This is a genomic window from Chitinophaga agrisoli (assembly GCF_008386695.1).
In the GTDB taxonomy this organism is placed as follows: domain Bacteria; phylum Bacteroidota; class Bacteroidia; order Chitinophagales; family Chitinophagaceae; genus Chitinophaga; species Chitinophaga agrisoli.
The window spans coordinates 224,006-250,109 of the sequence record NZ_VUOC01000002.1 but is presented as its reverse complement, the minus strand read 5'-3'; the positions used below and the strand labels follow the sequence as shown (position 1 = coordinate 250,109).

General features: G+C 51.2%; 21 protein-coding genes. 14 read left to right on the top strand and 7 right to left on the bottom strand.

Translation table 11 applies throughout. The features are described from left to right. Positions 1 to 62: 62 nt before the first annotated feature. Positions 63 to 1,946, bottom strand: coding sequence for a M1 family metallopeptidase (locus F0L74_RS08455; RefSeq protein WP_149837428.1), 1,884 nt, complete (start codon positions 1,944 to 1,946; stop codon positions 63 to 65). A gap of 225 nt (positions 1,947 to 2,171) precedes the next feature. On the opposite strand from F0L74_RS08455, the gene F0L74_RS08450 reads away from it, so the two are divergent. The 5 genes from F0L74_RS08450 to F0L74_RS08430 all read left to right on the top strand — a co-directional run bounded on the left by F0L74_RS08450 (position 2,172) and on the right by F0L74_RS08430 (position 7,925). Next, on the top strand, positions 2,172 to 2,954 hold the full coding sequence (locus F0L74_RS08450) for an ABC transporter ATP-binding protein (RefSeq protein ID WP_149837427.1): 783 nt from the start codon (positions 2,172 to 2,174) through the stop codon (positions 2,952 to 2,954). Positions 2,955 to 2,981: 27 nt separating this feature from the next. Further along, entirely contained in the window at positions 2,982 to 3,731 is a 750-nt protein-coding gene (locus F0L74_RS08445; RefSeq protein WP_149837426.1) for an ABC transporter permease, read from the top strand. Positions 3,732 to 3,785: 54 nt separating this feature from the next. Beyond that, entirely contained in the window at positions 3,786 to 4,154 is a 369-nt protein-coding gene (locus F0L74_RS08440; RefSeq protein ID WP_149837425.1) for a hypothetical protein, read from the top strand. A gap of 177 nt (positions 4,155 to 4,331) precedes the next feature. Then, positions 4,332 to 6,404: a TonB-dependent receptor gene (locus F0L74_RS08435; protein WP_149837424.1), complete on the top strand. Its 2,073-nt coding sequence runs from the start codon at positions 4,332 to 4,334 to the stop codon at positions 6,402 to 6,404. Positions 6,405 to 6,407: 3 nt separating this feature from the next. Then, positions 6,408 to 7,925 carry a PepSY-associated TM helix domain-containing protein gene (locus F0L74_RS08430; protein ID WP_149837423.1) on the top strand — a complete coding sequence of 506 codons (1,518 nt, stop codon included), beginning with the start codon at positions 6,408 to 6,410 and terminating at the stop codon, positions 7,923 to 7,925. Between the two features lie 4 nt (positions 7,926 to 7,929). Here the strand turns inward: F0L74_RS08430 and F0L74_RS08425 are convergent, their stop codons facing one another. Then, on the bottom strand, positions 7,930 to 9,636 hold the full coding sequence (locus tag F0L74_RS08425; RefSeq protein ID WP_149837422.1) for an HAD-IIB family hydrolase: 1,707 nt from the start codon (positions 9,634 to 9,636) through the stop codon (positions 7,930 to 7,932). Between the two features lie 176 nt (positions 9,637 to 9,812). Here F0L74_RS08425 and F0L74_RS08420 point away from each other — a divergent pair, with 176 nt between their 5' ends. The 7 genes from F0L74_RS08420 (at position 9,813) to F0L74_RS08390 (ending at position 14,247) form a co-directional block, all read left to right on the top strand. Further along, positions 9,813 to 10,397, top strand: coding sequence for a sigma-70 family RNA polymerase sigma factor (locus F0L74_RS08420; RefSeq protein ID WP_149837421.1), 585 nt, complete (start codon positions 9,813 to 9,815; stop codon positions 10,395 to 10,397). 6 nt (positions 10,398 to 10,403) lie between these two features. Continuing rightward, the gene (locus F0L74_RS08415; protein ID WP_149837420.1) at positions 10,404 to 10,688 is read left to right on the top strand and encodes a hypothetical protein; all 285 of its coding nucleotides are present in this window, start codon (positions 10,404 to 10,406) and stop codon (positions 10,686 to 10,688) included. An 86-nt stretch (positions 10,689 to 10,774) separates the two neighbouring features. Further along, entirely contained in the window at positions 10,775 to 11,113 is a 339-nt protein-coding gene (locus F0L74_RS08410; RefSeq protein WP_149837419.1) for an HvfA family oxazolone/thioamide-modified RiPP metallophore, read from the top strand. A 109-nt stretch (positions 11,114 to 11,222) separates the two neighbouring features. After that, positions 11,223 to 12,053, top strand: a complete 831-nt coding sequence (locus tag F0L74_RS08405) for an HvfB family MNIO-type RiPP peptide maturase (RefSeq protein WP_149837418.1) — start codon at positions 11,223 to 11,225, stop codon at positions 12,051 to 12,053. Next, positions 12,040 to 12,795 (top strand): HvfC/BufC N-terminal domain-containing protein, encoded by a 756-nt coding sequence (locus tag F0L74_RS08400; RefSeq protein ID WP_149837417.1) that lies wholly within the window; start codon positions 12,040 to 12,042, stop codon positions 12,793 to 12,795. Before F0L74_RS08405 ends, F0L74_RS08400 begins: the two co-directional genes overlap by 14 nt. Positions 12,796 to 12,798: 3 nt before the next feature. Beyond that, positions 12,799 to 13,242 (top strand): HvfX family Cu-binding RiPP maturation protein, encoded by a 444-nt coding sequence (locus F0L74_RS08395; RefSeq protein ID WP_149837416.1) that lies wholly within the window; start codon positions 12,799 to 12,801, stop codon positions 13,240 to 13,242. 33 nt (positions 13,243 to 13,275) lie between these two features. Next, complete coding sequence (locus F0L74_RS08390) at positions 13,276 to 14,247, top strand: ion channel (RefSeq protein WP_149837415.1); 972 nt, start codon at positions 13,276 to 13,278, stop codon at positions 14,245 to 14,247. 71 nt (positions 14,248 to 14,318) lie between these two features. Here the strand turns inward: F0L74_RS08390 and F0L74_RS08385 are convergent, their stop codons facing one another. From F0L74_RS08385 to F0L74_RS08365, 5 genes are all read right to left on the bottom strand, one after another. Continuing rightward, on the bottom strand, positions 14,319 to 16,169 hold the full coding sequence (locus tag F0L74_RS08385; RefSeq protein ID WP_149837414.1) for an outer membrane protein assembly factor BamB family protein: 1,851 nt from the start codon (positions 16,167 to 16,169) through the stop codon (positions 14,319 to 14,321). Positions 16,170 to 16,254: 85 nt separating this feature from the next. After that, positions 16,255 to 17,976 carry a RagB/SusD family nutrient uptake outer membrane protein gene (locus F0L74_RS08380; RefSeq protein WP_149837413.1) on the bottom strand — a complete coding sequence of 574 codons (1,722 nt, stop codon included), beginning with the start codon at positions 17,974 to 17,976 and terminating at the stop codon, positions 16,255 to 16,257. Positions 17,977 to 17,996: 20 nt separating this feature from the next. After that, a complete protein-coding gene (locus tag F0L74_RS08375) occupies positions 17,997 to 21,236 on the bottom strand; it encodes a SusC/RagA family TonB-linked outer membrane protein (RefSeq protein ID WP_149837412.1) in 3,240 nt (1,079 codons plus the stop codon). A gap of 71 nt (positions 21,237 to 21,307) precedes the next feature. Next, on the bottom strand, positions 21,308 to 22,336 hold the full coding sequence (locus tag F0L74_RS08370; protein WP_149837411.1) for a FecR family protein: 1,029 nt from the start codon (positions 22,334 to 22,336) through the stop codon (positions 21,308 to 21,310). Between the two features lie 85 nt (positions 22,337 to 22,421). Then, a complete protein-coding gene (locus tag F0L74_RS08365; protein ID WP_149837410.1) occupies positions 22,422 to 22,946 on the bottom strand; it encodes an RNA polymerase sigma-70 factor in 525 nt (174 codons plus the stop codon). Positions 22,947 to 23,202: 256 nt separating this feature from the next. Here F0L74_RS08365 and F0L74_RS08360 point away from each other — a divergent pair, with 256 nt between their 5' ends. Together F0L74_RS08360 and F0L74_RS08355 are read left to right on the top strand one after the other, a co-directional pair. Further along, entirely contained in the window at positions 23,203 to 23,769 is a 567-nt protein-coding gene (locus F0L74_RS08360; protein WP_149837409.1) for an RNA polymerase sigma-70 factor, read from the top strand. Positions 23,770 to 24,858: 1,089 nt separating this feature from the next. Beyond that, the gene (locus F0L74_RS08355; RefSeq protein ID WP_149837408.1) at positions 24,859 to 25,932 is read left to right on the top strand and encodes a FecR family protein; all 1,074 of its coding nucleotides are present in this window, start codon (positions 24,859 to 24,861) and stop codon (positions 25,930 to 25,932) included. The last annotated feature ends 172 nt before the right edge of the window (positions 25,933 to 26,104 follow it).

The window sequence follows — 26,104 nt, the reverse complement described above, 5'->3', positions numbered from 1 at the left end:
ATAAACAAAAAAGCGTCCCGTGGTATTTCTACGGGACGCTCTCTTTATATACACAGGCAAACTTAGCTGCCTGCTGTCCATTTGTTATCATCCGTAGTGGCGTCCATAAAAATGCCGCCATCCAGTACCAGTGACTGGATCTTCTTTTTGGTGGCGATATGCACCTGCGCTTGTTTCTGGTTGGCTTGCCAGATCAGTGGCGTCTGGTGCAGGCTTTCGCTGCTGCCATCCGTATAGGTGATCTTTACATCAAAGGGTGTAGCCATGCCGCCATTATTATCTACCGTAAGCGTATAACCTTGGGCGGTAGTGGCCATCCGTTTCACGGCCAGGTCAATGTAATAGTTGGTGAAGAACCAATTGGTCCAGAACCAGTTCAGGTCCTTACCGGATACATTGTTGAAGGTATGGAAGAAATCCCAGGGCAGGGGGTGTTTGCCATGCCAGCGGTCCATATAGGCATGCAGGCATTTTTTAAACAGGTCGTCACCCAGCAGGTCCTTCATGGCCAGGTAACCAATGGACGCCTTGCCGTATTCATTGTTGCCCAGGCCAGGGCCGGTCATAGCATCGCCGGGGGTGATGATGGGAAGGTCTTCTGCCTGTGTGGCGTCATGGATCCAGTAATCAATACGGAACTCTTTATACAGATCCTCTGCTCTTTCTACGCCCTGGTCTTCGCGACCTATCAGCAGCTCAAAAGTGGTGGCCCATCCTTCATCCATAAAGCCATAACGGGTTTCGTTGATACCCATGTAAAAAGGCATATAGGTATGGGCTATCTCATGCTCTGCCACAAAACGGGTAAAATTGGTATCCGGCGTGGAGCCATCGTTAGCCATCATGGGATACTCCATATCCGCATACCCCTGGAATACGCTCATCTTTTCATAAGGGTAGGGAACGCCCGGCCATTTATGGGATAACCAGTCCAGGGAATGGCGCGCAAAACTGATCATATGGTGAAAGTCCTGCGCGGTATCATTATACATGGCCTGTACGCCGGCGCGGCGTTTGGTGGCGTCATCCACTATCACGCTGCTGGCGTCCCATACAAAATGATCGCTGAGGCCAAAGGCCATATCCGGTATGTTGGTGGCCTTGAACTGCCAGCTGTTCAGCTCATTTTGAGCAGTTATCTTCTTTGCCTTCATCTCGTCAAAACTGGCGATATGATGCACCTCGTCAGAGGTCTGGGAGGCCTGCAGGCGTTTGGCTATTTCCGGTTGCAGCAGCTTTTCTGGCTGTTGCAGGGTGCCGGTGCCGGCTACAATAAAGTTCTTAGGCACATTTACGGTAACGGTATAGTCATTGAAATCGCTGTAGAACTCCAGGCCATCGTTAAAATCCATCCTGTCCCAGCCGTTGTAATCATCGTATACGGCTACACGCGGGTAAAAATATGCCAGGTAGTAGGTGGTGGAGTCTATCATACCTTCACGGTTGCTCTGCAGGGATATTTCATAATGCCAGATAAATGACAGCCGGATGGAGTCATGCGGCATTAAGGGCACAGACAGGGTAACCGGTTGCCAGGTCATATACCGGCTGCTGTTCCTCCAGCGTTGCGGCTGGCCGTTTACGCTAAAGCCATCGATATGCATGCCGTCTGTGAGATAATCCTCCGAAACATTGCTCAGGCGCAGCGCGCCGGGTTTATGGATATTCAGGAACAGTTTGATCACCAGGTGCTCCAGCGTATCCGGGCTGTTGTTGATGTAGGTAATATCTTCTTTGCCCCTGATGGTGCGGTCCGGGGGCAGGGCGGTAACGGTAATATCGTACCGGCCGTGGTTCTGCCAGTAGTTTTTACCGGGGCGCCCATCCAGGGAGCGGGTATCGTTCTTAAAAGCTTTGGTAATGTCGCGCGGCATGTACAAAGACTGTGCGGCAACATAGCTGGCGCTGCTGATGGCCAGCACCAATAAAATGGCGTAACGGAACATGTAGTATCTTCTTTATGTTATATGGAAGGTAAAAATAATTTAATTCGCTTATCTTTTAATATGGATGACCGGCTAAAGGGGCCATACGGGTAGCAGGGAGCGTAAACTTCACCGCCGGTATGCCGCCGTTCACCGGCAGATCCCGTTCTTTCGCCTTTTTCTAAAAACAGGCATCCGCCGGGCACACTAAGTTTGTAGCAACAACCAGAAAAAACCTTTTGTATTATGAGCACACACGAGCACACGCCCATTCTGCAGGTAAACGGCCTGGAGGTGTATTATGGGGCCTTTCAGGCCGTGCGCAATGTTTCCTTTGAAGTAAAGCCCGGGGAGATCTTTGGGCTGCTGGGGCCTAATGGCGCCGGTAAGACCAGCACTTTAAGCGCTATAGAAGGCTTAATACGGTTCCGTTCCGGCCATATTACCGTAGCCGGGCATGATGTAAGGCAAAAGCCGTTATATGCCCGCGCCAATATGGGCGTACAGCTGCAATCCACCAGCTTCCAGGCAGAGCTGACCATTACAGAGATCATCCGGTTATATGCCGGTATCTATGGGGTGAACATGACAGCGGAGCAGATCCTGGCCGTACTCGCAGAGATCCAGCTGGCAGACGCCGCGGGCAAACGCTACGGACAGCTTTCCGGCGGACAGCAACAACGCGTATCCCTGGTGATCGCCACCATCCATGATCCCAGCCTGGTGCTGCTGGATGAGCCTACCACCGGCCTGGACCCACAGTCCCGCCGCCAGCTCTGGGAACGTATTGAGGCTATCCGCGAAAAAGGCCATGGCGTGCTGCTGACCACCCATTCCATGGAAGAAGCGGAATCCGTTTGTGACCGTATCGCTATCATAGACCACGGTACTATCGTGGCCATTGATACGCCAGCGGAACTGATCCAGCGGCACCGGCATGATCCGGAGGTCATCAGCGCATCCCGCAAAGGAAGGATCACGTTGGAAGATGTATTCATTGGCCTTACCGGCCGTACCATCCGTTCTTAATTATCTAACACATCTAGTTTACCAGTTATGAAAAATACCATTCCTGCTACTGCTGCTGTTTATACCTCGTTATTACGTGCAGACTTTACCACGCTGTGGCGTAACCGCCGTGCGGCGATACTTGTTTTCCTGGTGCCTGTTGTGATCCTCATCTCCTGGAAAGGGATCGTGGATAAGATGGGCGGGGCCTTTGCCTTATCCATGTGTATCACCATCGGCCTTACGGCTATTGGCTTAATGGGTTATACCATTTCTATTGCCCGCGATCGTGATAAGGGTATTTTCCAACGCCTGCGCGTAGCGCCGGTACCTTCTTGGACCATCATGGCCAGCCGCATTACAGTACAGATAGCCATGATAACGGCGCTTACCCTGCTGGTTTTTATCGTGGGCGCTAATGTTGATAAGGTGGTCCTGACTCCCGCGGGATATATATTCGGTTTGCTGATGGCCTTAGCCGGCGGCGCCGTATACCTGGGCCTGGGCCAGATGATCGTAGGGCTTATCAAAAATCCGGAAGCGGTAAACGCCACCACCCGTCTTGTCTATTTTGCCTTTATTATGATAGGCATGTTTGGCGAGCTGGGCGTACTGGGAGAGTCGCTGAAGCAGATCGTGATCTGGTCCCCTTTTGGCACAGTGAAGCGGATCGTATCAGACAGCCTGTATCCCGGTACCTGGAGCCAGCATACCTCTATGGCGCTATTAGTGACCATCGGATATGCGATCGTATTCACGGTCTTAGGCATCAAATGGTTCCGGTGGAATACTAAATAAACTGATTTTTCTCATCTTTGAAATACCAGCACTGGCCATTATCTTTGCGGCAACTTGAAACAGGTTGCCGCAATATTATTACTCATAGGCGTGCTGGGCCAAACGTTCAGCAAGGCGCTCATTATTGCGGAATATGAGCTCAACAAGGAGTATATCGCCAAAAACCTGTGCGTGAACAGGAGCCGGCCTAAGATGCACTGTAATGGCCGCTGTCATATGATGAAGCAGCTAAAGCAGGAAGAGAAAAAAGACCAGGAGAACCCTGAGCGCCGGCTGGAGAACAAACTGGAGATCATTTGCGCCGCTTTTCATCCCGATCATCTTGCCCTTACACAGGTAATTACCTTTATTCAATATCCCGTTTTCCAGGAAAACACCTGTACTGATTTTGTAGCAGCGCCTTTCCACCCCCCGCAGGCGTAATTCCTTTTCTACTACGTATTGTGATGTTCCATCCTGGCTGCCTGCAGCACAGGGTTATCGTAAACTATTTGAATTGATTGGTGCCTCCGCCCGGCATGCCTTTCCGCATGCAGCGACGCTATTCCCATACCGCCCGGTCATGTGAGTGGCACACCTATTGTTTTACCTGAATCATACATGATGAAAAAGGGATTACTGTCCATTATAATACTCATGGGCGTTACAACTGCTGCTATAGCGCAGGATACCACTGCTATCACAGAATTGCAGCAGCTGGTCATCAGCGCCAGCCGCACAAAGCAAAAGCGTAGCGAGGCGCCTGTGGCCATCAGTACTATCACCGCGCAAACCCTGCAGGATACCAAACCCAACCGGCTGGACCAGGTGCTGAACAAAGTAAGCGGCGTGTTTATGGTAAGCCTTTCCAATGAACAGCATGAAATGAGCATCCGCCAGCCCATGACCACCAAAAGCCTGTTCCTCTACCTGGAGGATGGTATTCCTATCCGCACTACCGGCCTGTATAATCACAACGCCTTGCTGGAAATGAATATGGCCGCTACCAAACAGATAGAGATCATCCGCGGCCCTGCTTCTTCGTTATACGGCGCAGAGGCCGTAGGCGGCGCCGTTAATATCATTACAGTAGCGCCTCCGCCGGTGGGCAGTGGTATGGTAAGCATACAGGGCAATAATAACGGTTATAGACGCGCGGATGTGCAGGCGGGTACCACCATTGGTAAATGGGGGCTGGTGCTGAGCGGCTATTATGCCAACCGGCATAACGGACCTATCGATTACAGCGATTTCCATAAAACAGCGCTTACACTGCGCGCAGACTATAAAGCCAGCGAGCGCACCACCTGGAGCAACAGCATTACCTATGTTGATTACTACAGCGATATGACCGGCTCCCTGGATAGCGCGCATTTTGCGCGTAAGGATTATTCCACGCCTTACTCTTTTACTTATCGCAGCACCACTGCGTTAAGGATCAGAACCCAGCTGATACAGCAATGGAATGAGCGCAGCCAAACGCAGGTTACAGCACTGTTCCGGGATAACAGCGTTAAACAGAACCCGGCGTATTATATTGCCAACGACCGCAATGACCCTTCTAAAGCCAATGGCCAGCTCAATAACAGCTCCTTCAACAGCTACTTGTTCTTTGCACAGCACCAGCAGCAGCTGGGTTGGCTGGGTAGTAAGCTGATTGGGGGCATTAGCGCAGACATTAGTCCCAGCACTTATATAGCGCGCTACATCCGTATTAACCGCGACGCCAAGGGCAATTATGCCAGCTATCAGCAAACGGATTCTGTAATGAGCGATTACGCCACCGGCATTAGTAACCTGGCCGCTTATGCGCATTATGAGATGAGCCCCCTGAAGGGTTTAAAGCTGGTAGGTGCGCTGCGTTATGATTTCTATCATTTTGATTTTAATAACCATCTGCCGGCGTCTGCCGCTACCGGCGCGCCTAATACGCGTACGGACTTTAACCGTTTAACGCCAAAGGCAGGGTTTACCTATAACTACAAAGGCATAGGTATCTATGCTAATTACAGCCAGGGGTATGTGCCACCGCAGGTATCTGAGCTGTTTAACAGCGTAAAAGTGCCTTACCTGCAGCCGCAAACTTTCTTCAACTACGAAGCAGGCGGCTGGATATCCCTGTTGCATAACAAACTGTATGCAGACTGGAGCCTGTACCTTATGGACGGCAGCAATGAGATCATTTCCGTGCGGCAGGATGACGGTACTTTTCAGAACCAGAATGCAGGAAAGACCCGTCACCGGGGCGTGGAGTACGGCGTTACATACCGGCCTTCACAGCAGTGGATGTTCCGTATCAGTGCTACCAATGCCCAACACACGTTTACAGAATATGTAGAAAAAGGCAGCGATGTAAGCGGTAATGAAATGAGCGCCGCGCCGCATTTCATCAGCAATGCAGAAGTAATGTATCATCCCGCTTTTGTAAAAGGATTGCGGGTGGGCATAGAATGGCAGCGCCTGGGCAAATACTGGATGGATAATGCCAATACGCGGCAATACAACGGGTTTAACCTGGTGAACCTGCGTACCGGTTATGTGTTGGGCCGCTGCGAAGTGTGGGTGAATGCGCTGAATGTGTTTAATAAATATTACGCCAGCCTGGCCAGCAGATCGGCCTATGGCGACAGTTATAACCTGGGCGACCCGCGCGAGTGGAATGTAGGCGCCGCTTTCCGTTTTGGTAAACAGTAAATAATGAAGCAACAACTCTACAAGCTGCATCGCAAGCTATCGCTGATCATTGCGCTGCCGGTGTTTTTATGGGCGTCCAGCGGTTTTATGCACCCGGTAATGACGAATATCCGTCCGCAGGTGGCTACACAGCTGTTGCCGCCCCTGGCCATAGATAGCGCGCACCTGAGAACGGACCTCGCTACAGCTTTACAAACCCATCATATTGACAGCATCAGCCGGTTCCGGCTGGTGCATATAGATACCACCTGGTTTTACCAGGTGCAGCTGCCCGGTAAGCCGGAGCCGCTGTACCTGAGCGCGTTGACAGGTAAGATCCTGACAGCGGGGGAGTGGTTGTACGCCCAGTACCTGGCCCGGGAATTCCTGGAAGGAGCGGCGGTGGCAGATAGCACTACGGCTGCTGCTCCTGCCGCAGCAGGCAGCGCACTACATGACTGTTGCGATGCCGCTACCTCCTGTGTGCTTAATAACCCTAAAGGCGCCAAAGTGATAGACGCCACATTGGTAACCGCTTTTAACCCGGAATACAAAGAGATCAACCGCATACTGCCCGTATACAAAGTATCCTTTGCGCGCAAAGATGGTATACGCCTGTACGTGGAGACCACGCAGGACCGTTTTGCCTTTGCGATGGATAATAAACGGGCCGTGTTTGATACCATCTTCCGCTACCTGCATACCTGGGACTGGCTGGATCTGTTAGGCCGGGGCAAGCTGCTGGTGATAGGCGCTATCACAGCGCTGGCTTTTACCACCGCACTGCTGGGCATCTATCTTTTCTTTAGCACCAAAAGCAAAAAAGCAAATGGCAACGGCCGGGTAAAGGCCCGGCGCTGGCACCGTTATACCGCCATTGTAGCCGCATTGTTTACGCTGATGTGGACCTTTAGCGGATGTTATCACGCACTTAGTAAACTAAAAGAAGATACCCGGGACCGCTACTTTGTAACAGATCATTTTGCAGCTGCCGCATTACATATCCCATTTGATACTTTACAGCAGCTGGTACACGCGCCGGTGACCAATATAAGCGCCGTACAGATGAACGGCAGCAATTACTGGCAGGTATATACAAAAAGCGCCGCTGTACCGGCGTACATTAATATCAGCAACCGACAGCTCTTGCCGGAGGGCGATGCTCAGTATGCCCGCTACCTGGCTACCCGTTTCAGCGGTAACCCGCAGGAGGAGATCGTTACAACAGCGCCTGTCACAAAGTTTACAGATGAGTACAATTTCTCCGATAAACGGTTGCCGGTATGGAAAATAGGTTATAATAAACGCCGTCATGAGCGGTATTATATAGAAACCAGCACCGGTAAACTATCCGTAAGGGTAGATGATAGCGATCTGGCGGAAGGGTATTCCTTTGCCTTGTTCCATAAACATCATTTCATGGATTGGGGCGGCAAAACCGTGCGCGACATCAGCACCATGTGGTGGGTGTTTACGCAGGTAGTGATGATCAGCCTGGGCTTTGTACTGTACCTCGTCAGCCGCAAGAAGGCAAGGCGCTAAACACTTATGCCGGGCCGGTATAATGTTGTTGTATCAGCTGGGCAATAGCGCTGCGGGAGGTGATGGGATCCTGTTCTGCGGTCTCTATTTTGGCCACCTGTTCTGACAGGGTCTCATCATTCACATCGTCTTTTATCCAATTGGAATAGTCGTGCCGCAGCAGATGGTACATCCAGGTATCATCGTCCACACCATCGGAGATCTCTATAAAGCGGTGCAGGTTGCTGGCTTTTAATTTTAATTTGTTTTCCGGTCCGGTGAAGATAAAGCTGGCTGGCCCCATATCGCCCGTGGCATATTTACGCTTATGCCGCTGCAGGATCTGTTGCGGCACCAGGGTCCTTACAAAAAACGGCGCTTCGCCGGAGGGGCGGTGCCATACCAGGGCCTCGCCTTTCTGCAGGGGCGTATCTGGCAGGTCCGGCAGGGATTCCCCTAACAGGCCAGCATAACTGTGCAGGGTTTCATGCGGGGCTTCGCCTACGGCAATAAGGGTAGTAGCTTTTTGCAGCAGGGTAGCATGCAGCAGCTCCGGTCTGGTAGTGATAGCCATAATGTTCCTGAAGGCCTGCAGGGAAGCAAAGGACTGTTCGCTGACCTCCGCGGGGGCCAGGTGATGGGCTTCGTCCAGGAGCAGCCAATGCGGCCGGCCTTTATGCTGCCGCAGTTTCATTATGGCGGCCAGCAGCTGTTGCAGAAAAGCGGGTTTGTCTTCCATGCGGAGGGCCAGCGTGCATACTACCACGCTTTGCGCTGGATTTTCCAATAACTGCATCAGGGGCTCTATAGCCGGCGGCTGACTCACATCGCCAATCGTTACCACACCCTGGAGCTCCAGGTAATCGCCTTCCGGGTCTATCATACAGAACTGGTAACCCCGCTGTAGCAATATTTCCATAAAGGCGGCGGTCAATGTGGTCTTTCCGCCCCCACTGGTACCGGCCAGGATAATACTGCTGCCATACGGGCTTAATTGAAAAGGCGTATTGTCAAAACGGTCGCCCATGGGCAGGTAGTGCCGGTGCAGGATAGGGTCCAGCACCAGCAGGTCGTTTTCCCGCATTTTGGCCGCTAATTGCATAACGCCGGTACCATGATCGCCGGGCGTGATCCAGTCACTGATCTTTTGCAGGGCGGGCAGGGCATTGGATACGCTCACCGCGCACTCCGCCACCTGCAGCATAGCGGTATCATTTTCCGCATCGCCCACGGCAACCACATTATGCATGGAAAAGCCCAGCTGGGCCAGGGCGGCGTCCAGTCCTTTGGACTTATTAATACCGGGCGGCAGGATCATCACCGCGCCCTTGTTAAAGATGATCTGGCGCTCGATCCCGAATTGTTTGATGACCTCCAGTACAGTAGCCTGGTGGGGCTCCCAGGTGGCCACGATCACGCGTCCGGCAGAGAGGGGCTGTACCCCGCGCTGTTGCAGCTCCTTTATAAAGGCCTCCGGCGGCGGATCGCCCAGGGCGGTTTCCTGCAGGGTGGCCGGGTTGTAGATGAGGGCGCCATTCTCCGCCACGATGAGGTCAAAGACCGCATGGGCGGGAAAAAGGGTCTTGAGCTCATCCAGCTCCCGGCCAGTGACCAGTATAATGGTGCGGCCGCTGGCCTTCAGGGCTTTGAGGGATTCCACCACCTCGTCGCTAACGCCCCCGTGCAGGGCCAGGGTGCCGTCATAATCGGTTGCCATTACAAAGTATCTCATGTAAGGGGAGGGTGCAGGAATTATACCATTTCAGGGGCAGAATAAAGAATTAACTTACCATCGCTCATCCGGAAAAACCGGTCTGTAGTTAACTAGTTGATGATCAGACGCCAAGGAATATATATTTATACATTCATATATCCATAATATTGCTACTTTTGCCATACCTACTTTATATGAATGCAGCAAAAGAAGCGCTAAAGGGAGATAGTAACACTATCATCCAGGAATGGGTACAATTGTATGCGGAAAGCATGTTTGCCTGGGCTCACTACAAAACCGCCGATAAGGCGCTGGCGGAGGACCTGGTACAAGATAGTTTTTTGGCTGCATTACAATCATTCGATAAATTTAAACAGGAAAGCTCGCCTAAGACCTGGCTCTTTTCTATCCTGAACCACAAGATCATTGACCATTTCCGGAAGGAATTCCGCAACCCGGTGCAGAATGAAGCGGAGAGCGGCTTATCGTTCTTCTTTAACAGCGATGGGGAATGGTACAAGGACAGGCGGCCCCAGGAATGGCCTGCCGCTGATACCCAGCTGCTGGACAACCCGGATTTCAGGAAGATCTTGGAACACTGTATGCATCTGCTGCCCGGCTCCTGGCTGGCCGCAGTATCACTAAAATACCTGGAACAAAAGGATGGTAAGGAAATTTGTAAGGATTTGCAGATCACACCGTCTAATTTCTGGCAGATCTTACACCGTGCCAAGCTGCAGTTAAGGGCATGCCTGGAAAACAATTGGTTTAAAAAGTAGTAGATCATGAAGATGCTGAAGAGCGTGTTACACATATTGCTGCTTTCCTGTAGTAAAGCAACCGGGCTCATAGAAAAAGAGCTGTACTTTAGATTATCCCCTATTGATAAGATAAGATTATTCATGCATGCCGGCATCTGCGGTTTTTGCCACCGCTATAGAAAACATAGCAGGCTGCTGGATAGGCTGATGATTGAGCTGCACCATACGCATCAACACGCCCAGGAACCGGCAGAACAGGATGTTACCGCCCTTAAACAGAGGATCATCGACAGCCTGGAAAAAAAATAAGCCTTATATTTTTGGTATTTGTGTCAGGTTGGTAACCGTGCCGACTATATCGTGAAGACATCTATTCACTTATAAAACTGACAACAATGAACAACAAAAAGAAAGTACTCCTCACTGGCTCCCTGGTGGCCGGCGCCCTATTGGCCACTGCTAACCTTAATGCAAACGCTGCAGACCTTTTCAGCTTCAATAACCTGGGCAGCGGCGAAGCCGTACGCGCCCGCCTGATGGATGGCGGCAGCCATGCGCGCAGCCTGGAACTGGCTTGTGGCGAAAAGAAAGACTCCGCTTCCATGAAAAAAGGGAAAGATGGCAAATGCGGCGAAGGTAAATGCGGTGAAGGTAAATGTGGCGATAAAAAGAAGTCCGGCGATAAGAAGAAAAAAGACAGCGCCAATGCTAAACCGAAGGCTGCAGGAAAATAATAAAAATAGCTATTGGCTTTTAGCTATTAGCCTTTAGCCGCTTACAGCATAGCGCTAAAAGCTAATAGCTAAAGGCTAACAGCCTATTAGTCATCTTAAAGTACTCCTCATGGTAGGTATTGGTTTCAGAAAAGATTTTGCGGTTAACTTGCTGCAAAGTCCGTCTTTCAATCCGGCTTTTATTGAAGTGGCGCCGGAGAACTGGATAGGCGTGGGAGGTTACTGGAAAAAGCTGTTTAACCAGGCCCTGGAAAAGTATCCCCTGTATACCCATGGCCTTTCCCTGTCTGTAGGCAGCCCGGATGAGCTGGACCTCGATTTCCTGCAAAAAGTAAAATGCTTCCTGCAGGAAAACAATGTGCAGCTGTATTCTGAGCACCTCAGCTATTCCAAATGCGATAACGCGCACCTGTACGACCTGCTGCCCATCCCTTTTACAGCAGACGCTGTGCATCATGTAAGCCGCCGCATCCGCCAGGTACAGGATTTCCTGGAGCGGAAGATAGCCATAGAGATCGTAAGCTATTATACGCCGGTAGCGCCGGAGCTCACGGAGATCGCCTTTATCAACGCGGTGCTGGAAGAGGCGGGCTGTGATCTGCTGCTGGATGTGAACAATGTATATGTAAACGCATTCAATCATCATTACAACGCCAAAGCATTTATTGATCAGCTGCCGATGGATAAGGTGGCTTATATTCATATGGCCGGGCATGAACAGGTAGCTGATGACCTGATCATTGATACCCATGGCGAAGCCATTATAGACCCCGTATACGATCTTTTTACCTATACCATACAGCGCCTTAACCGGGATGTGCCCGTATTGCTGGAAAGGGATTTTAACATCCCGGAACTGGACGAACTGCAACACGAAATGGACCGCCTGCAGGCCATTAAAACCGCGAACCTGAAAAAGACGGCTTATGTTATTGCATGAAGACACGTACCGGCATCAGGCCGCGCTGGCGGATTACTGCCGTACAGGCCAGTACAACGCCATTCCCGGTGTACGGGAACAGCATGTGGGCCAGTACCGCCGGCTGGTGTATAATGTGGTGGATGATATGCTGCAGTCCGCCTACCCGCTTACCCGCCACCTGCTCAGCACCCGGGAATGGAATGCGATGGTAAAGGAGTTCTTTTCCAATCACCCCTGCCAATCGCCCCAGGTATGGTACATGCCCAGGGAGCTCTATCAATATATGACCCAAAAAGGCCACAGGCTGCTGCGCAAATACGCTTTCCTGCAGGAGTTGCTTTGGCTGGAATGGCTGGAGGTGGAGCTGTTTATGATGGAAGACCGTCCCACGGCCTATACCACCATAGGCGATCTTACGACTGATCCCCTGGTATTGAACCCGGAATATGCGCTGCAACAATTTGTATATCCTGTGCACCTGAAACCCGCCAAAGAGATAACGGCGGCGGATAAAGGCCAGTATTTCCTGGCGCTGTTCCGCAAACCGGATAGCGGTGAGGTTACATTTATGAACCTTTCACCGGCGCTGGTGGCTATGCTGGAACTGCTGCAGGAGGGCCCGCAGACGATGGATGCCCTTGTGCGGCAATGCTGCGCTGCCTGGCAGTTACCCGTAACAGCGGATCTGCTGGCGGCCGCAAAGGCTTTTTTTACACAGGCACTGGAGAGCCGGCTGATTATTGGTTTTAAAAATCATTAGTTTATGAGCATCCTACCAGCTTATGCAAATTGGGCCAGTTCCCTGTACCGGGGCCGTGCTTTACCGCTGCTGTTCATGCGGCTGATCCTGGCCTATGGTTTCCTGGAGGCCGCCCGGATGAAGTGGTCAGATATAGGGGCCGTTATCTCCTGGTTTACCAGCGCCGGTTTCCCATTCCCTACGGTGAGCGCCTATATGGTGGCTATCTTTGAAGGGGCCGGCGTTGCCCTGCTGGCATTGGGCCTGCTTACGCGGGTGATCGCCATTCCTCTCATGATCATTATGCTGGTAGCCATATTTGCCGTGCATTGGCCCAATGGCTTCAGTTCTGCCAAAAATGGGTTCGAGATACCGCTGTATTACCTCATTATGCTGCTTACTTTGCTGATCATGGGACCGGGTAGCATCAGCATAGATGAATGGGTGAGGAAAAAAAATGAAATCTAACCTTTAGTTTTGCCATATAAAGATTTACCTTATATGGCACTCCGCATCAATCCTTTTTCCAGGGTCAATAACGATACCGGTTTTGGCAGCAGCTCCAATAGCTCGGTAGGGCGTTTTGTAAACCGCGATGGCTCCTTTAACCTGCGCAAGGAGGGGATACCGTTCTGGGAGCGTATAAGTCTTTACCATACCTTACTGAACCTGCCCTCCTGGAAATTCTTCTCCGCTATTATCCTTTGCTTTATTGCCATTAACCTGGTGTATACGGGTATTTACCTCACCCTGGGCGCACACGAGTTCCAGGGTATACTGGGCGCCAATGAATGGCAGGTGTTCAAGGAAATATACTTTTTTAGTACAGAAACCTTTACTACCGTAGGGTACGGACGCGTAAACCCCATTGGCGACGGCGCCAACCTGGTGGCCTCCCTGGAAGCCCTGAACGGTTTCCTGTACCTGGCCGTGTTCACAGGTTTGATCTATGGCCGTTTTGCCAAGCCAAAGGCTTTCCTGATGTTTAGTGATCATGCGGTGATAGCGCCTTACCAGGAGAGAACCGCGCTTATGTTCCGTCTTGCTTCCTATAAGGATATGCATACCCTCACAGACCTGGAGGTAAAAGCTAATATCGCCCTACTGGTAACAGAAGGCGAAAAATCCGTGTATAAATTCTTTGAGCTAACGCTGGAACGTAACCGGATCCAGAACCTGCCTATGAACTGGACGGTGGTGCACCCCATTGATGAGGACAGCCCGCTGCTGGGACTAAATGAGGACGACCTTAAAACGGCCGATGTAGAGATCTACGTAACGGTGCGGGGCTTTGATGATGTATTCTCCAATTTTGTGCTGAAACGCACTTCCTATACCTGGGAAGAGATCAAGCTGGACCGCCGTTTTGTGCCTATGTACCGGGAAACCGGCACCAGGACCATCCTGGAGCTGCAGAAACTGAATACTTCCGTGCCCGCTACTTCAAAGAAAGAGGCGGAGCGCCTGAGTTAAATAACTGCTGATAGAAAAAAGCCCCCCGGAAAACATGCTTTCCGGAGGGCTTTTCTATTGTGTTGATCTTGTTATTTGATCGTCAAACACACCAGCTTCCCATCCGCCGCAGAGGCGATCAGCGTATGTTCATCCACCGGCTGGATCGTATTTACCAGGCAGTTAGAGAACTTATAATGCCAGCGCAGCGCGCCATCGTTTGCTGTTAGCGCGTATACAATGCCGGATTGGGTAGGCACATATACAGTATTACGGTATTCAACAATAGGCGAGGGGCAGATCTCGTAGCCAAGGGCTACGGGCGATTTCCATACCAGCTCTTTGGCGCTGGCATGCGTACTGAAGCCCATGATATAACCCTGCATGGTTTTGGCGTATACCTTGCTACTGTCAACAGAAAGCCCCATTGACTCCCGCACACGGTTAGCCGTATCACGCTGCCGCCATAATACCTGGCCGCTATTGGCATCCATTACGGTCATGTAGTTATCCGGCGCCACAATGAATACCTTGTTATCTACCGCTACCGGCCAGCAAGCCGCAGGGGAGAACATGCGGTTAGCCGAGCCGTTGTTCCAGGTCCATACGCGTTTACCGGTGGCAGCATCCAGCGCATAAAAATCATTGCCCCAGGAGCCAAAATACACCTTGTCATTATAGATCAGGGGCTTTGTTTCCACAAAATTGCGCACGCTGTCAAAATCCCATTGCAGTTTGCCGCTGTTAATATCCCATGCCCGGCAATGGCCGTCAGAACCGGCTATAATGGCAGTATTGTGGTACAGGGCTGCAGAGGCAACAGTAGCTTTATTGGTGGGCTGTTGCCAGCGCACGTGCCCGTTACGCAGGTCCAGGCAATATACCTGCCCGTCTGTGGCGGGAACTACGATGTTGCTGCCTTGTACCAGAGGCGTTGCGTATATTTTGCCTTTGGCGCTGTATTTCCACAGCAGCTTGCCGGAGCGCAGGTCTACCGCTTTGATATCGCCATTGGTATTGGTATAGATAATTTTGTTATCTGCAATGGCTACGCCGCTACCTATATCGCCTTGTTCCTGCAGCTGCCATTTTACGCTTACCTGCGGATATGCCTTGTTGCCGGAAAAATCAGGGCGGGGCGGGTTAGCCATCCACTGCGGCGCCTCGGGTGTATGCAGTGCTACTGCATGCCAGGCAGGCAGCGTTTCTTTTTCCGGGCGGCGCTCATTAAACACCAGGGAGTCATGCACCAGCGATACCAGGTTATAACCGCCAATGCTGGCTTTTGCGCGCAGGTTAGAGCGGCACATGATACCGGGTATGCCTTCAAAATTCAGTTTATGGTTATTGTGCCCGTGGCCGCAGATAATGGCTTTAAGGTTATAGCCTTTAAAGCTGTCCAGCACCTCGTACCAGTTGTTAAGACCGTCATCCATGGGATAGTGGTTCACGAAAATGAGCGGCTGCTTTTTATCCTGGTTTTTCAACTGTTCCTGCAGCCATACGATATGCTCCCGGGGTATTTGCCCGGGGCCCATGCGCATATTAGGACCGCAGCTGGTACCCAGAAAACGGTAGCCTTTATAGGTGACGCTGAAAGTTTCGCCGCCAAATACGGTGTGAAAAGTATTACAGCCACTTTCTGACCATTTGGCGTCATGGTTACCAGGGATGATATACCAGGGTTTTTTTAGCTGATCAAACAGGCTTTTGGCCAGCTGCAGCTCCTCATCAGATCCAAATTCTGTAATGTCGCCGGAGATCATGACAAAGGCTACATCCGGTTGCGCATTAATATCCCGGATGCTTCTTTCCAGGTCTTCTTGCGCAGTTTGATTGCCAATATGCGTGTCCGACAGCATCGCAAAGCGGAACAGGGTATCCTGCGCCATTGCCGGCAGACAAAAAACAATAAAGACAAACGTACTGATCAAAAATCTCATTCTATGCATCATCATAAAATTTATAAGGTCTATTTACACATCGTACCAATCCATTAGCACATTAGCACATCAGCACATCCGCACATCAGTTTTCCCATCCCGGGTTCTGCACAAGTGCTTTATTCAGCAGCAACTCTGTTCTGGGCAGGGGATAAAGATATTGCTTAGGATCAAGGAATTGTTTCTTAGTGGTAGGATGTATGATAATATTACCGCTGTTACCATCGCTCAGCTTTTTGTCTGAAAGGGTAAAGTACTGCAGCGTCTTGTCCGGGTTGGTTGGCAGTGCGCTTACCAGGGCTATATCATTTTTACCGTCACCGTTCAGGTCATAAGTACCCAGACCCGGGTACCAGGCGCCCTGGAAAACTTCTGCCAGCAGGGGGCCTCTTTTCCAACGCATCAGGTCCTGGTAGCGGAAACCTTCCATGGCCAGCTCCACACGGCGCTCACGGCGGATCTCCAGTATTTTCGGGTCTGAAAGGCCGTATTGGGCCTGTAATAAAGGATCTACCGTTAACGTAGCTACCTGCATAGCGGGCATGCCGGCCCTGGCGCGTATCAGGTTAATGGAAAGGTCCGCTTCCACCTGTGTGAATGATCCCAGTTCTGCTTTGGCCTCTGCGTAGTTCAGCAGCACTTCCGCATAGCGGAAAACAGGCAGGTCATTGGTATTGGTGTTATTGGCGTCCTGGTCTGTACCGGTTACAAACTTAATGCACTGATAGCCGGTAAGGGCATTGGAATAATCCGGTACCAGGGAGGCCGTAGTGCCAATGCGCGCATAACCCGGCGTGCGGATGGTTTGCGCTAAACGCGGATCGCGGTCCTTCACTTCTTCCCAGTAAGGCCTGGTGGCATAACCTGGTTGTGCGGAGAAAGGCGTGCCATCTTTCATCAGGTAGCTGTTGACCAGGCTTTTGGTAAGGCCTGGGGCGCCTAAAGTGGGGGTAATGAAGGTACCGTTGGCGTTTTGGGTTTTGAGCGTACGGTCGTATACCCTGGCCAGTATGTATTCATCTGTATTAGCGGCATCGGCAGCAAACAGATTCAGGTAATCGCTGGCCGGTTTACCGGTGCTATACAGTTTATAGTTGCCGCTCTGCATGATCTGTTCTGCGGCCGCAACGCCTTGCTGCAGCAGTGCTGTACCGCTAAGGCCTAGTTCTTTGTGATAGTTGCGGTAGGCGCCTTCAAACACGCATACCCGTACTTTCAATGCCAGCGCTGCCCATTTGGTGATGCGGGAAACGCTTTTAGCGCTTTTTACATGGGCGATGGCATAATCCAGATCAGTCAGGATGCTGTCAACTATCAGCTGGCGCGGGTCGCGGCCTTTATACAGGTCGGGGCTGTTGGCCTCCAGCGGCTGGTTATACCAGGGCACATCGCCAAAAAGCTGTACTTTTTTAAAGTAGAACATAGCCCGGAAAAAGCGGGCAATGCCGGCATAATGCGCTTTAACGGAGTCCGTTACCTGGGCCTTATCGTAATGGGTCAGGAAATAGTTGATATTGCGCAGGTCTGTCCAGGTCCATTTGGCAGAGCTGGCGTCTGTGGGCGTTACCACACGGCCGGCTACCAGGTCGCTGATCACGCCGGGTTCTACGTTATCGCTGGTAACATCCTCATCCCACACGGTGCCCGGCAGGTAATCATAAAAGCTGTTCACATACAGGTCCAGGTCCTTCTCGCTGTTAAAGAAGGCCGGGGAAGTAATATCGCTCTGGGGCAGGCGGTCCAGGAAATCTTTCTTACATGCGCATAATGCGGCGGCCAGTCCCAGTATTGTTAGTAGTTTCTTCATTTGTTGAATGGTTTGGAGCATTAAAAATTCACATCCAGGCCAAAGGTGTAGGTGCGTTGTATCGGATATACATAACCGTTACCGTTTACGGTGCTGGCGTCTACCTCATCGCCAATAGATTCCGGGTCAAAGGCCTTGGAGAGTTTGGTGAACTCAAACAGGTTCTGACCAGAGAAGAAGATCCTCGTGCTGCTCATACCGATGGCATGTATCCACCGGGCAGGCAGGGTATAACCAAGGGTGATATTCTTTACGCGCAGGTAGGCGGCATTCTGCAGGTAACGCGTTTGCTTTACGCCCAGCTGACGGGTGTCATTGAATGCATCATAAGCCCTGGGCCTGGGAAAATAGGCGTCCGGGTGCTCTGGCGTCCAGTAGTTATTGTAGATATGCTCATACACCGGTTGGTTCCACCGGTTGTAGAAACCCCAGAAGATGCCCGATTCTGCGCCCGGCCAGAAGTCCTGTTTGCCAATACCCTGCAGGAATATATCCAGCGAGATACCGCCCCAGTTGGCGCCCAGGCTGATGCCATAGGCGTAACGGGGCTGACTGTTGCCGATGATACGCATATCGCCGGAGGAGTCCACAGTGTTGGCGCCGTTGTCGATCTTACCATCCCGGTTAATGTCTTCAAACCGGATATCGCCGGCCAGCGGGTGCCCGCTCAGGTTATAAGAAGTGCTCTGCACCTTGCGCTGGTCTACGTTATACTTCGCGTATTCATCATCGGTAGCAAAAAAGCCCATGGTATGATAGCCCCAGATTTCGCCTATCTCCTGGCCTACATAATGATCATCGGGGCCGTTGCTGCCCAGGAATTTATTGGGGTTATCAAACCGGGTGATGAAGGACCGGCTGTCTGACAATACCACAGAAACATGATAGGAGAATGGTTTGCGGCCCAGCTGGATCTGATCGCTCCATTTCATGGAGAACTCCCAGCCTTTGGTAGAAAGATCGGCCGCATTTTGTTTAGGCTCTGAAGCGCCTAATACGGCGGGCAAGGTCCTGCCTTTGGTAAGCATATTGGTGGTGCGGCGGTTATACCAGTCAAAACCCAGGTCCAGGCGGTTCTTCAGAATGGTCATGTCCGCGCCAAAGTCCAGGGTAGTGGCAGTTTCCCAGGTAAAGCCCAATGGCACCAGGCCAGGAGCTTTGATGCCCAGGGGCTGCACCCCATCCAGTATGTTAGTGGTCTTGTAAACGCTCATGGGCTGTATATAGTCATACTCGCCCACCAGCTGGTTGCCCAGGGAGCCATAAGAAGCGCGTAATTTGAAATTGTTCACTGTTCTGCTGATAGGCTCAAAGAAGGGCTCCCTGGATACCAGCCATCCCGCGGACACAGAAGGGAAGAAGCCAAAACGGCTGCTGTCCGGGAAGCGGGAAGTACCATCATACCGGCCGTTAAACTCCAGCAAGTAACGGTCCTTAAAATCGTAGTTAAGGCGGTAAAATACGCCCAGTGTGGCCCAATCCTTTTTGCTGTCCTTAACGGTAGAGATACCGGTGGTCAGGTTAATAGCGCCCTGCGTAGGGGTGATATTATCATCCCGTTGCGCGGAAAAGGAGTGAAAACTGTTAAGCTCCTGGTTGTAACCTACCAGCGCTTTCAAATGGTGATTGCCAAAGCTGCGGGCATAGTCCGCATACAGGTTGATGATATGATCATAAGTTTCTTCTAAACCGGAACGGTAAAAGTCCGGGTTGGTGTAGTCCGCGATCACGCCGGGACGGGTCTCGTACTTCATCCGGAGGTTCTGCACATCTTCGCGGTCCTGTTTTACAAACAGGGTATAATCACCGTTAATGTGCAGCGCATTGTTCAGGAAATTGGTCTGGAAGCCGATGGTATTTTTCAGCAGCTGGTTTTTATCCAGCGTGCGGCCGCCTGTTTCCAGCTGTCCAAAGGTGAACATACCTCCCTGGGTATAATTGCCATCGGGCGTTTTGATGGCCTCATAGGGATTGGCAAATAAGGAAAGATACCGGTATACATTATAACCGCCGGACACAAACTTATTCGGCGCATCATATACACCCTGCATGAGCTCCACGTTATCATACAGCTTTACCCAGCTGGCCAGCTGGTTCTCCAGCTTCAGGCGGAAGCTATATTGTTTATAATCGTCTGTGGCTACACGGAAAGCGCCGCTCTGTTTCAGGTAACCGGCGGAGAGGTAGTAGTTGGTGCTGCCTTTACCACCGGCCACGCTCAGGAAATGTTTAGAGAAGGGCTGTTTATCGTTAAAGAACTCGCCATACCAATCTGTATTGGCGCCGCGTACAAAGTTACCAGTGGGGCCTACGCCCAGTTCCGGCAGGCTGGGATCTGCCTGGCGCTGTTTAAGGTAAGCGATCACACTGGGCATGTCTGGCTGGTCAGAGCCGGCATAGCCTTTATAGGCTTCGTTCTGAAGGGTAGCGGCTGCCAGCGGGTCTTTGATCACCTTGGGCAGGCGGGTAGGCGTGCCCCAGCCATAGTTGCCGGAGTAACGTACCTGGATCTGGCCGGCTTTTGCTTTGCGGGTAGTGACCAGTATTACGCCAAACGCGGCGCGGGCGCCATAGATAGCGGCAGAAGCGGCGTCTTTCAACACGGTAACGCTGGCAATATCTTCCGGGTTCAGCAGGTTGATATCACCCGGGGTACCATCTATCAGCATTAATGGCCCGCCTTTATTGATGGACGTATAACCACGTACGTTAAAGGTACCGCCGCGTCCCGGCGTGCCATCGCCAAAGGTGATATTCAGGTTAGGGATGGTACCCTGCAGGGCCTGGGCCACATTGGTAACGGGGCGGTCTTCAAATACCTCCGGACCTACCTGCGCAATAGCGCCGGTAACGTTGGAACGTTTCTGCGTGCCATAACCCACTACCACTACCTGCGCCAGGGAGTCGTCGCGCAGTTTTAAACGCACCACCAGGTTAATGGGCTCGCCTTTTTTAATGGTATACCCTTCCAGCGTCTGCGCTTTATAACCTACAAAGGAGAAGCTGAAATTATAGCGCTCGCCGGGCGTAAGGCTCATAAAGCGGAACCAGCCCTTTTCGTCCGTTACCTGGAAGGCCGGAGATGCGCCGCCTGCGGGCGATGCTTTTACAGAAACGCCGGGCATCTTTTCGCCCAGTTCGTTCTGCACCACGCCGCTTACATAGGGTTTATCCTGTGCGTGCCCAAGGGCAGGCGCTAACAGCAGTATGGCTATATATAACCATAAGCGTAAAAGATGTTGGCAGATAGATCGTATCATATGATCGTTTTTTTTGGACAATAGTTTTCCCGGGGCCATATATGGCCCGTTTTCAATAAAGGGTGTTTATCTTATCGTTTTAAAGTGAACCCGTTTGCTGTATTTCCTTCCAGCGTAAGATCGTTTAGCAATGCGATCGTCTGTAATATCTGCTCCGGCGTATCGGTATCGTTGAATTCCGCGGTAACCCGGACACCGGACAACGCTTTTGCATTAAATGCTATCTGTACATTAAAATGTTGTTCCAGCGCTTTCAGTACAGCGGGCAGCGGCCGCTGCCGGTATACCAGTGCATTATCTGCTGTACCGGCGTCGCCATCCGCCTGCTGCGCCGTTGGCTTATACAGTTTAAGCTTATTAGCACCTGCGGTGAACACCAGCTTTTCGCCAGGGTGCAGGTAGGTAGGCGCAAATACAGCCAGGCTGTGCTCATAGGGCCTTACCTTTACCAGGCCGCTGTATAGCTTTACCGTTACACGGTGGGTGGCGCTATCCTCTGTTATCCGGAAATTGGTGCCCAATGCGGTAGTAGCAGTGGTAGCGGCATACACCGTAAAGGGGCGGTGGCTGTCTTTGGCTACCTGGAAACGGGCGTCCCCTTTTAGCCAGATATTCCGTTTATTGCTGTCAAACCCCTGCCGGTAGTGAAGGCTGCTGCCCGGCTGCAGTTGCACGGTAGAGCTGTCTTCCAGTGCCAGCTGCATAACGGTTGCGCCATCATTACGGTAATCCCGGTAGAAGATAGCCGGTTTAGCCGTATCCCGGACCAGTGCCGCTTGCGGAACAGGCGCCGCATGATGCCGTAATAATAGCCAGGCCAGCGCCGCCGTACCGGTAAAGGCTGCGGCTACCGCCGTACGGCGGATGACCTGCCGCCAGCGCGCGCCTTGCGTAATACGGTGCTGAACGCGGTCCATCACTTTCTCTGACACCACAGGGTGCAGTTTACCCTCCGGCGTAAAGTCTTCCCAGTCCGCCCCCTGCAGGTGTTCCTCCATAGCATCCGGATGCTCCCTGAAGTATAACAGCACTGCCAGCTCTTCCTCTTCCGTGCATTGACCTTTTATGAACCGCTGGTATAACTCCCGTGATAATGCCATAGCATCTGCGCATTTTTATATACTACGATCGGCAAGGGCCTATCCCTTACCCTTAACAATTTGTTTAAATTGGAAAAACAGGGGCCTAACAAAGAAAGGTGAGCAGCGCCCTGCGTAATTGCTTCAGGGCTTTGGTGATATGTACCTCCACCGTTCTGGGGGAGATGGAGAGCAGATGGGAGATCTCTTTATGGGAAAGGCCATCTATACGGCTTAGCATAAACACTTTCTTACGTACGGGCGGCAGTTTCTCCATTTCGCGGTGCAGCTGGTGAATGGTATCCCGGCTGGTGGGTTCTGCCGTCAGCCCCTGCTGCAGGAGGTCCGCAGTATAGGAGCGCAGGAACTCCTGCTGGTGACGGTTATGCCGTACCATATCTATCAGCGATGTTTTGGCAATGCGGAACAGCTGCTCAGAAAGGGTATGCTCAGCCGACAGCTGCTGCCGGTGACGCCAGAGCTTTACAAAGGTGGTTTGCAGCAGTTCCTCTGCCCACAGCTGGGAGCGGGTATGCTTCAGAAAATAGAAGTATAGTTTTTCGTGATAGGCATGGTATACCTGCTCAAATACCTGTGTATGTCCCGCTTGTAATGCAAGTATCTCTTCCACGAACCGAGTTTTTCTTTAAGGGGCAAAGTTTGCAAAAACCTGCGATGACGTTTATTAAGGAATAATTAATTCTGAATGTACCGGTTAGGATTTGGATTTTGAATATTTTCCTATTATTTTGGTAAAACGTAGCACTGCTATTGTAGCATGGATAGGGAGAAATTCGTTATGAAAAACTTTGCCGTAAACCGTTGAAGTGATCCCCCGTATGCGTCAGACTGTATCATATTGAAAACGTTTAATTGAAGTGCTATCTATGCATAACCTGCAAGGAATAAAAGAGTTGTACGACAGCGTTTGCCTCAAGGATGATATGACGGCTTATCAGCAATTATTCCTGGTGATGGAAACGCCCCTGATCGCTTTCATAAAAGCGCTGGTAGGCGCCACGGAAGTGGCGGAGGAACTGTATTCCGATCTCTTTGTAAAGATCTGGGCCAGGCGTAAGACCCTGCCCGCCACCCAATATCCCCGTAACTATATTTATACTATGGCCCGCAACCTGGCCCTGGACTACCTGAAAAAAGAACGCCCGCTGCACAGCATAGAATTCCACGAAATAGACCCCCTCACCGTACAGGACCAGGCGCCCACCCCGGAAGAACAAGTGATCTCCAAAGAAATGATCCGCAAGATTGAAAGCGCTATCAACGTATTACCCGCCCGTTGCCGCCTTATTTTTAAGATGGTAAAGGAAGATGGCTTCAAATACAAAGAGGTAGCGGCCTTACTGGGCATTTCCGTAAACACCGTAGAAGTACAGATGTCCATCGCCTTAAAGAAGGTAGCCGCCTCCGTAAAGTTCAAAACCCTGGCTGGTTAGTAATAATTGTTAATATAACAGTTAATTGGCTCCCGCGGTTAATAGATTGCCTGTTGTTAGTGGGTTTTGCTACTAATGGGTTGCATAACTGATGGGTTGCGCAGCTAATGGGGTATACGACTAGTGGGTTGCGCAACTTATGGTTTCCACAACTAAAGGGTTTCATAACTAACGGGTTTCATAACTAATGGGTTTCAAAGTTGATGAATTCGCAACTAATGGGTTCCTGGCCGGCAGGTTCAAAATAGGCTGCGCCTGCCGCGGCTTGTTCGTTTGGTAGTAGGCTGTAAGAGCCGCGCCAGCCAAGGCCTATTTTGAATCCTGCCGGCAAGGCGCTAGTACGTCATTCAGCAGAGGAGGCCGCCTGCATCCCTATTGTTACAATTAGCAAGATGGGTTTTTTCTCAGTTAATAGATATCCGGTTAATGGACATTTAATTAATAGGCCCGGGTAATAGCATCATCAGACAGCCTGCCTTACTAAGGGTATTTTCCACTGAACAACGTATTACTGCATTACCGTCAGGATTCAATAGTTAATAGGCTCCCCCAATATTAGCATCGCCAGCCAGCCTGATTAAAGGCATTCCCCAAACCGAACAACGTACTACTGCCTTGCCGGCAGGATTCAATAGTTAATAGGCTCCCCCAATAATAGCATCGCCAGCCTGCCTGATTAAAGGCATTCCCCAACTGAACAACGTACTACCGCCGTGCCGGCAGGATTCAAAATAGGCCTTGGCTGGCGCGGCTCATGCAGCCTACTTGCTAAGCAGCCCTCCCGCGGCAGGCGCAGCCTATTTTGAACCTGCCGGCTGAGGAATTACTATATTAACATCTATCCTGGGAATTACTATATTAACATCTGACCGGGGAATTGCTATTAACATCTGTCCGGGATTCGACCCGCTCACAATCGCATCGCAACTGCCTGGCAACGTTACTGCAACTGCATCGCAACGTTACACCCTACCACCAATTGCGGGGTAACATCACCCCAAAACCCCTGTCTTAAAAAAAAGTTAATACTTTCTTAATGGTAACCGTTCCATTCTGCCGTCTATATATATAACGTATCACGCAAGTTAAATGAACGGACCGGAATCTATCTTTTACAAACTGTTGTTGAGAAAGATCAGCGGAGCGCTAACAGCAAAAGAGCAATTGCTGCTGGCGGATCTGCTGAAAGCGTTTCCGGAATTCTCTGAAGCGTATGCAACGGTACAATGGCTCTGGGAGGATGGAAAACTGAGCTCCCAGCCACGGGCGCCGGAGCAATCCAAACGGTTGCTGGAGCAACATATGCAGCGGCTGCACGATGCTAAGCTGGTACCGGAAAGAAAACCCGCCCGAATCAGGCGGCTCGGCGGCAAGGTACAAAAGCGCTACCTCGCAGCTGCTGTTATACTGGCCCTGCTGGCAAGCACCCTGTTCTGGACACTACGTTATACCCGCGTAGCCCCGGTGCAGGAAAAACGGTATCCCAATATGGTGATGACCCGGCCCGGTTCCCGTACCAAGCTGATACTGCCGGATGGCACCACGGTATGGCTGAACGCCAGCAGCAAACTTACCTATGGCGACGATTTCCTGGAAAAGGAACGCCGGGTACAGCTGGATGGAGAGGCCTTTTTTGAAGTGGTAAAGAACGAAGGAAAACCTTTTATTATTAATACAGATGTGATGGAAGTACGGGTGCTGGGCACCTCGCTGAACGTGCGGTCCTATGGGGGCGATAAGAAGGCGGAAGCAGTATTGATACGTGGAAAGATAGAAGTACAGGTAAAACGCCGTCCGCAGGAGCGTTACCTGTTAAGCTCTTTTGAAAAGCTGTCTGTAGCGGCAACGCCACCGGATGTACACCCCCGGAAAGAGCTGACCATCTCCAATGTAGACGTAGATAAAGACAGCACCATCGCAGAAACCGCCTGGATAGACAATCAACTGATCTTTACCGGTGAGCCATTATCTGAGCTGACTACCCGTATGGAAAGATGGTTTGATATACGGATAACCGTGACGGGCGCACGCCTGCAGCATTTCAGGATGACAGGCTCGTTTAAGGATGAATCGCCGGAGCAGGCTTTAAAGGCCATCAGCATGATCACCGGTTGTAAATATAAATTAAAGGATCATGTGGCCCAGCTTTACGAGGAAGAGTAAAACCATGGTAGAAATAAACTATATGCTATTCTCTAACTAAACCACGTTATGTTATCATGAACCACAATAGTAGCGCATAAAAACGGGAAATGTGGCCGCATTTCCCGTAAAAGCCAAAATCTCATGCAGGTAATTAGCCGTTACCCGGGCATGCTATTTCATTAACCTTTCA

Bases quoted from the DNA above. Each gene is read 5' to 3' on its own strand.
- F0L74_RS08455 (WP_149837428.1), bottom strand. From the start codon at position 1,946: ATGTTCCGTTACGCCATTTTATTGGTGCTGGCCATCAGCAGCGCCAGC.
- F0L74_RS08450 (WP_149837427.1), top strand. From the start codon at position 2,172: ATGAGCACACACGAGCACACGCCCATTCTGCAGGTAAACGGCCTGGAG.
- F0L74_RS08445 (WP_149837426.1), top strand. From the start codon at position 2,982: ATGAAAAATACCATTCCTGCTACTGCTGCTGTTTATACCTCGTTATTA.
- F0L74_RS08435 (WP_149837424.1), top strand. From the start codon at position 4,332: ATGATGAAAAAGGGATTACTGTCCATTATAATACTCATGGGCGTTACA.
- F0L74_RS08430 (WP_149837423.1), top strand. From the start codon at position 6,408: ATGAAGCAACAACTCTACAAGCTGCATCGCAAGCTATCGCTGATCATT.
- F0L74_RS08425 (WP_149837422.1), bottom strand. From the start codon at position 9,636: ATGAGATACTTTGTAATGGCAACCGATTATGACGGCACCCTGGCCCTG.
- F0L74_RS08420 (WP_149837421.1), top strand. From the start codon at position 9,813: ATGAATGCAGCAAAAGAAGCGCTAAAGGGAGATAGTAACACTATCATC.
- F0L74_RS08415 (WP_149837420.1), top strand. From the start codon at position 10,404: ATGAAGATGCTGAAGAGCGTGTTACACATATTGCTGCTTTCCTGTAGT.
- F0L74_RS08410 (WP_149837419.1), top strand. From the start codon at position 10,775: ATGAACAACAAAAAGAAAGTACTCCTCACTGGCTCCCTGGTGGCCGGC.
- F0L74_RS08405 (WP_149837418.1), top strand. From the start codon at position 11,223: ATGGTAGGTATTGGTTTCAGAAAAGATTTTGCGGTTAACTTGCTGCAA.
- F0L74_RS08400 (WP_149837417.1), top strand. From the start codon at position 12,040: ATGTTATTGCATGAAGACACGTACCGGCATCAGGCCGCGCTGGCGGAT.
- F0L74_RS08395 (WP_149837416.1), top strand. From the start codon at position 12,799: ATGAGCATCCTACCAGCTTATGCAAATTGGGCCAGTTCCCTGTACCGG.
- F0L74_RS08390 (WP_149837415.1), top strand. From the start codon at position 13,276: ATGGCACTCCGCATCAATCCTTTTTCCAGGGTCAATAACGATACCGGT.
- F0L74_RS08385 (WP_149837414.1), bottom strand. From the start codon at position 16,169: ATGAGATTTTTGATCAGTACGTTTGTCTTTATTGTTTTTTGTCTGCCG.
- F0L74_RS08380 (WP_149837413.1), bottom strand. From the start codon at position 17,976: ATGAAGAAACTACTAACAATACTGGGACTGGCCGCCGCATTATGCGCA.
- F0L74_RS08375 (WP_149837412.1), bottom strand. From the start codon at position 21,236: ATGATACGATCTATCTGCCAACATCTTTTACGCTTATGGTTATATATA.
- F0L74_RS08370 (WP_149837411.1), bottom strand. From the start codon at position 22,336: ATGGCATTATCACGGGAGTTATACCAGCGGTTCATAAAAGGTCAATGC.
- F0L74_RS08360 (WP_149837409.1), top strand. From the start codon at position 23,203: ATGCATAACCTGCAAGGAATAAAAGAGTTGTACGACAGCGTTTGCCTC.
- F0L74_RS08355 (WP_149837408.1), top strand. From the start codon at position 24,859: ATGAACGGACCGGAATCTATCTTTTACAAACTGTTGTTGAGAAAGATC.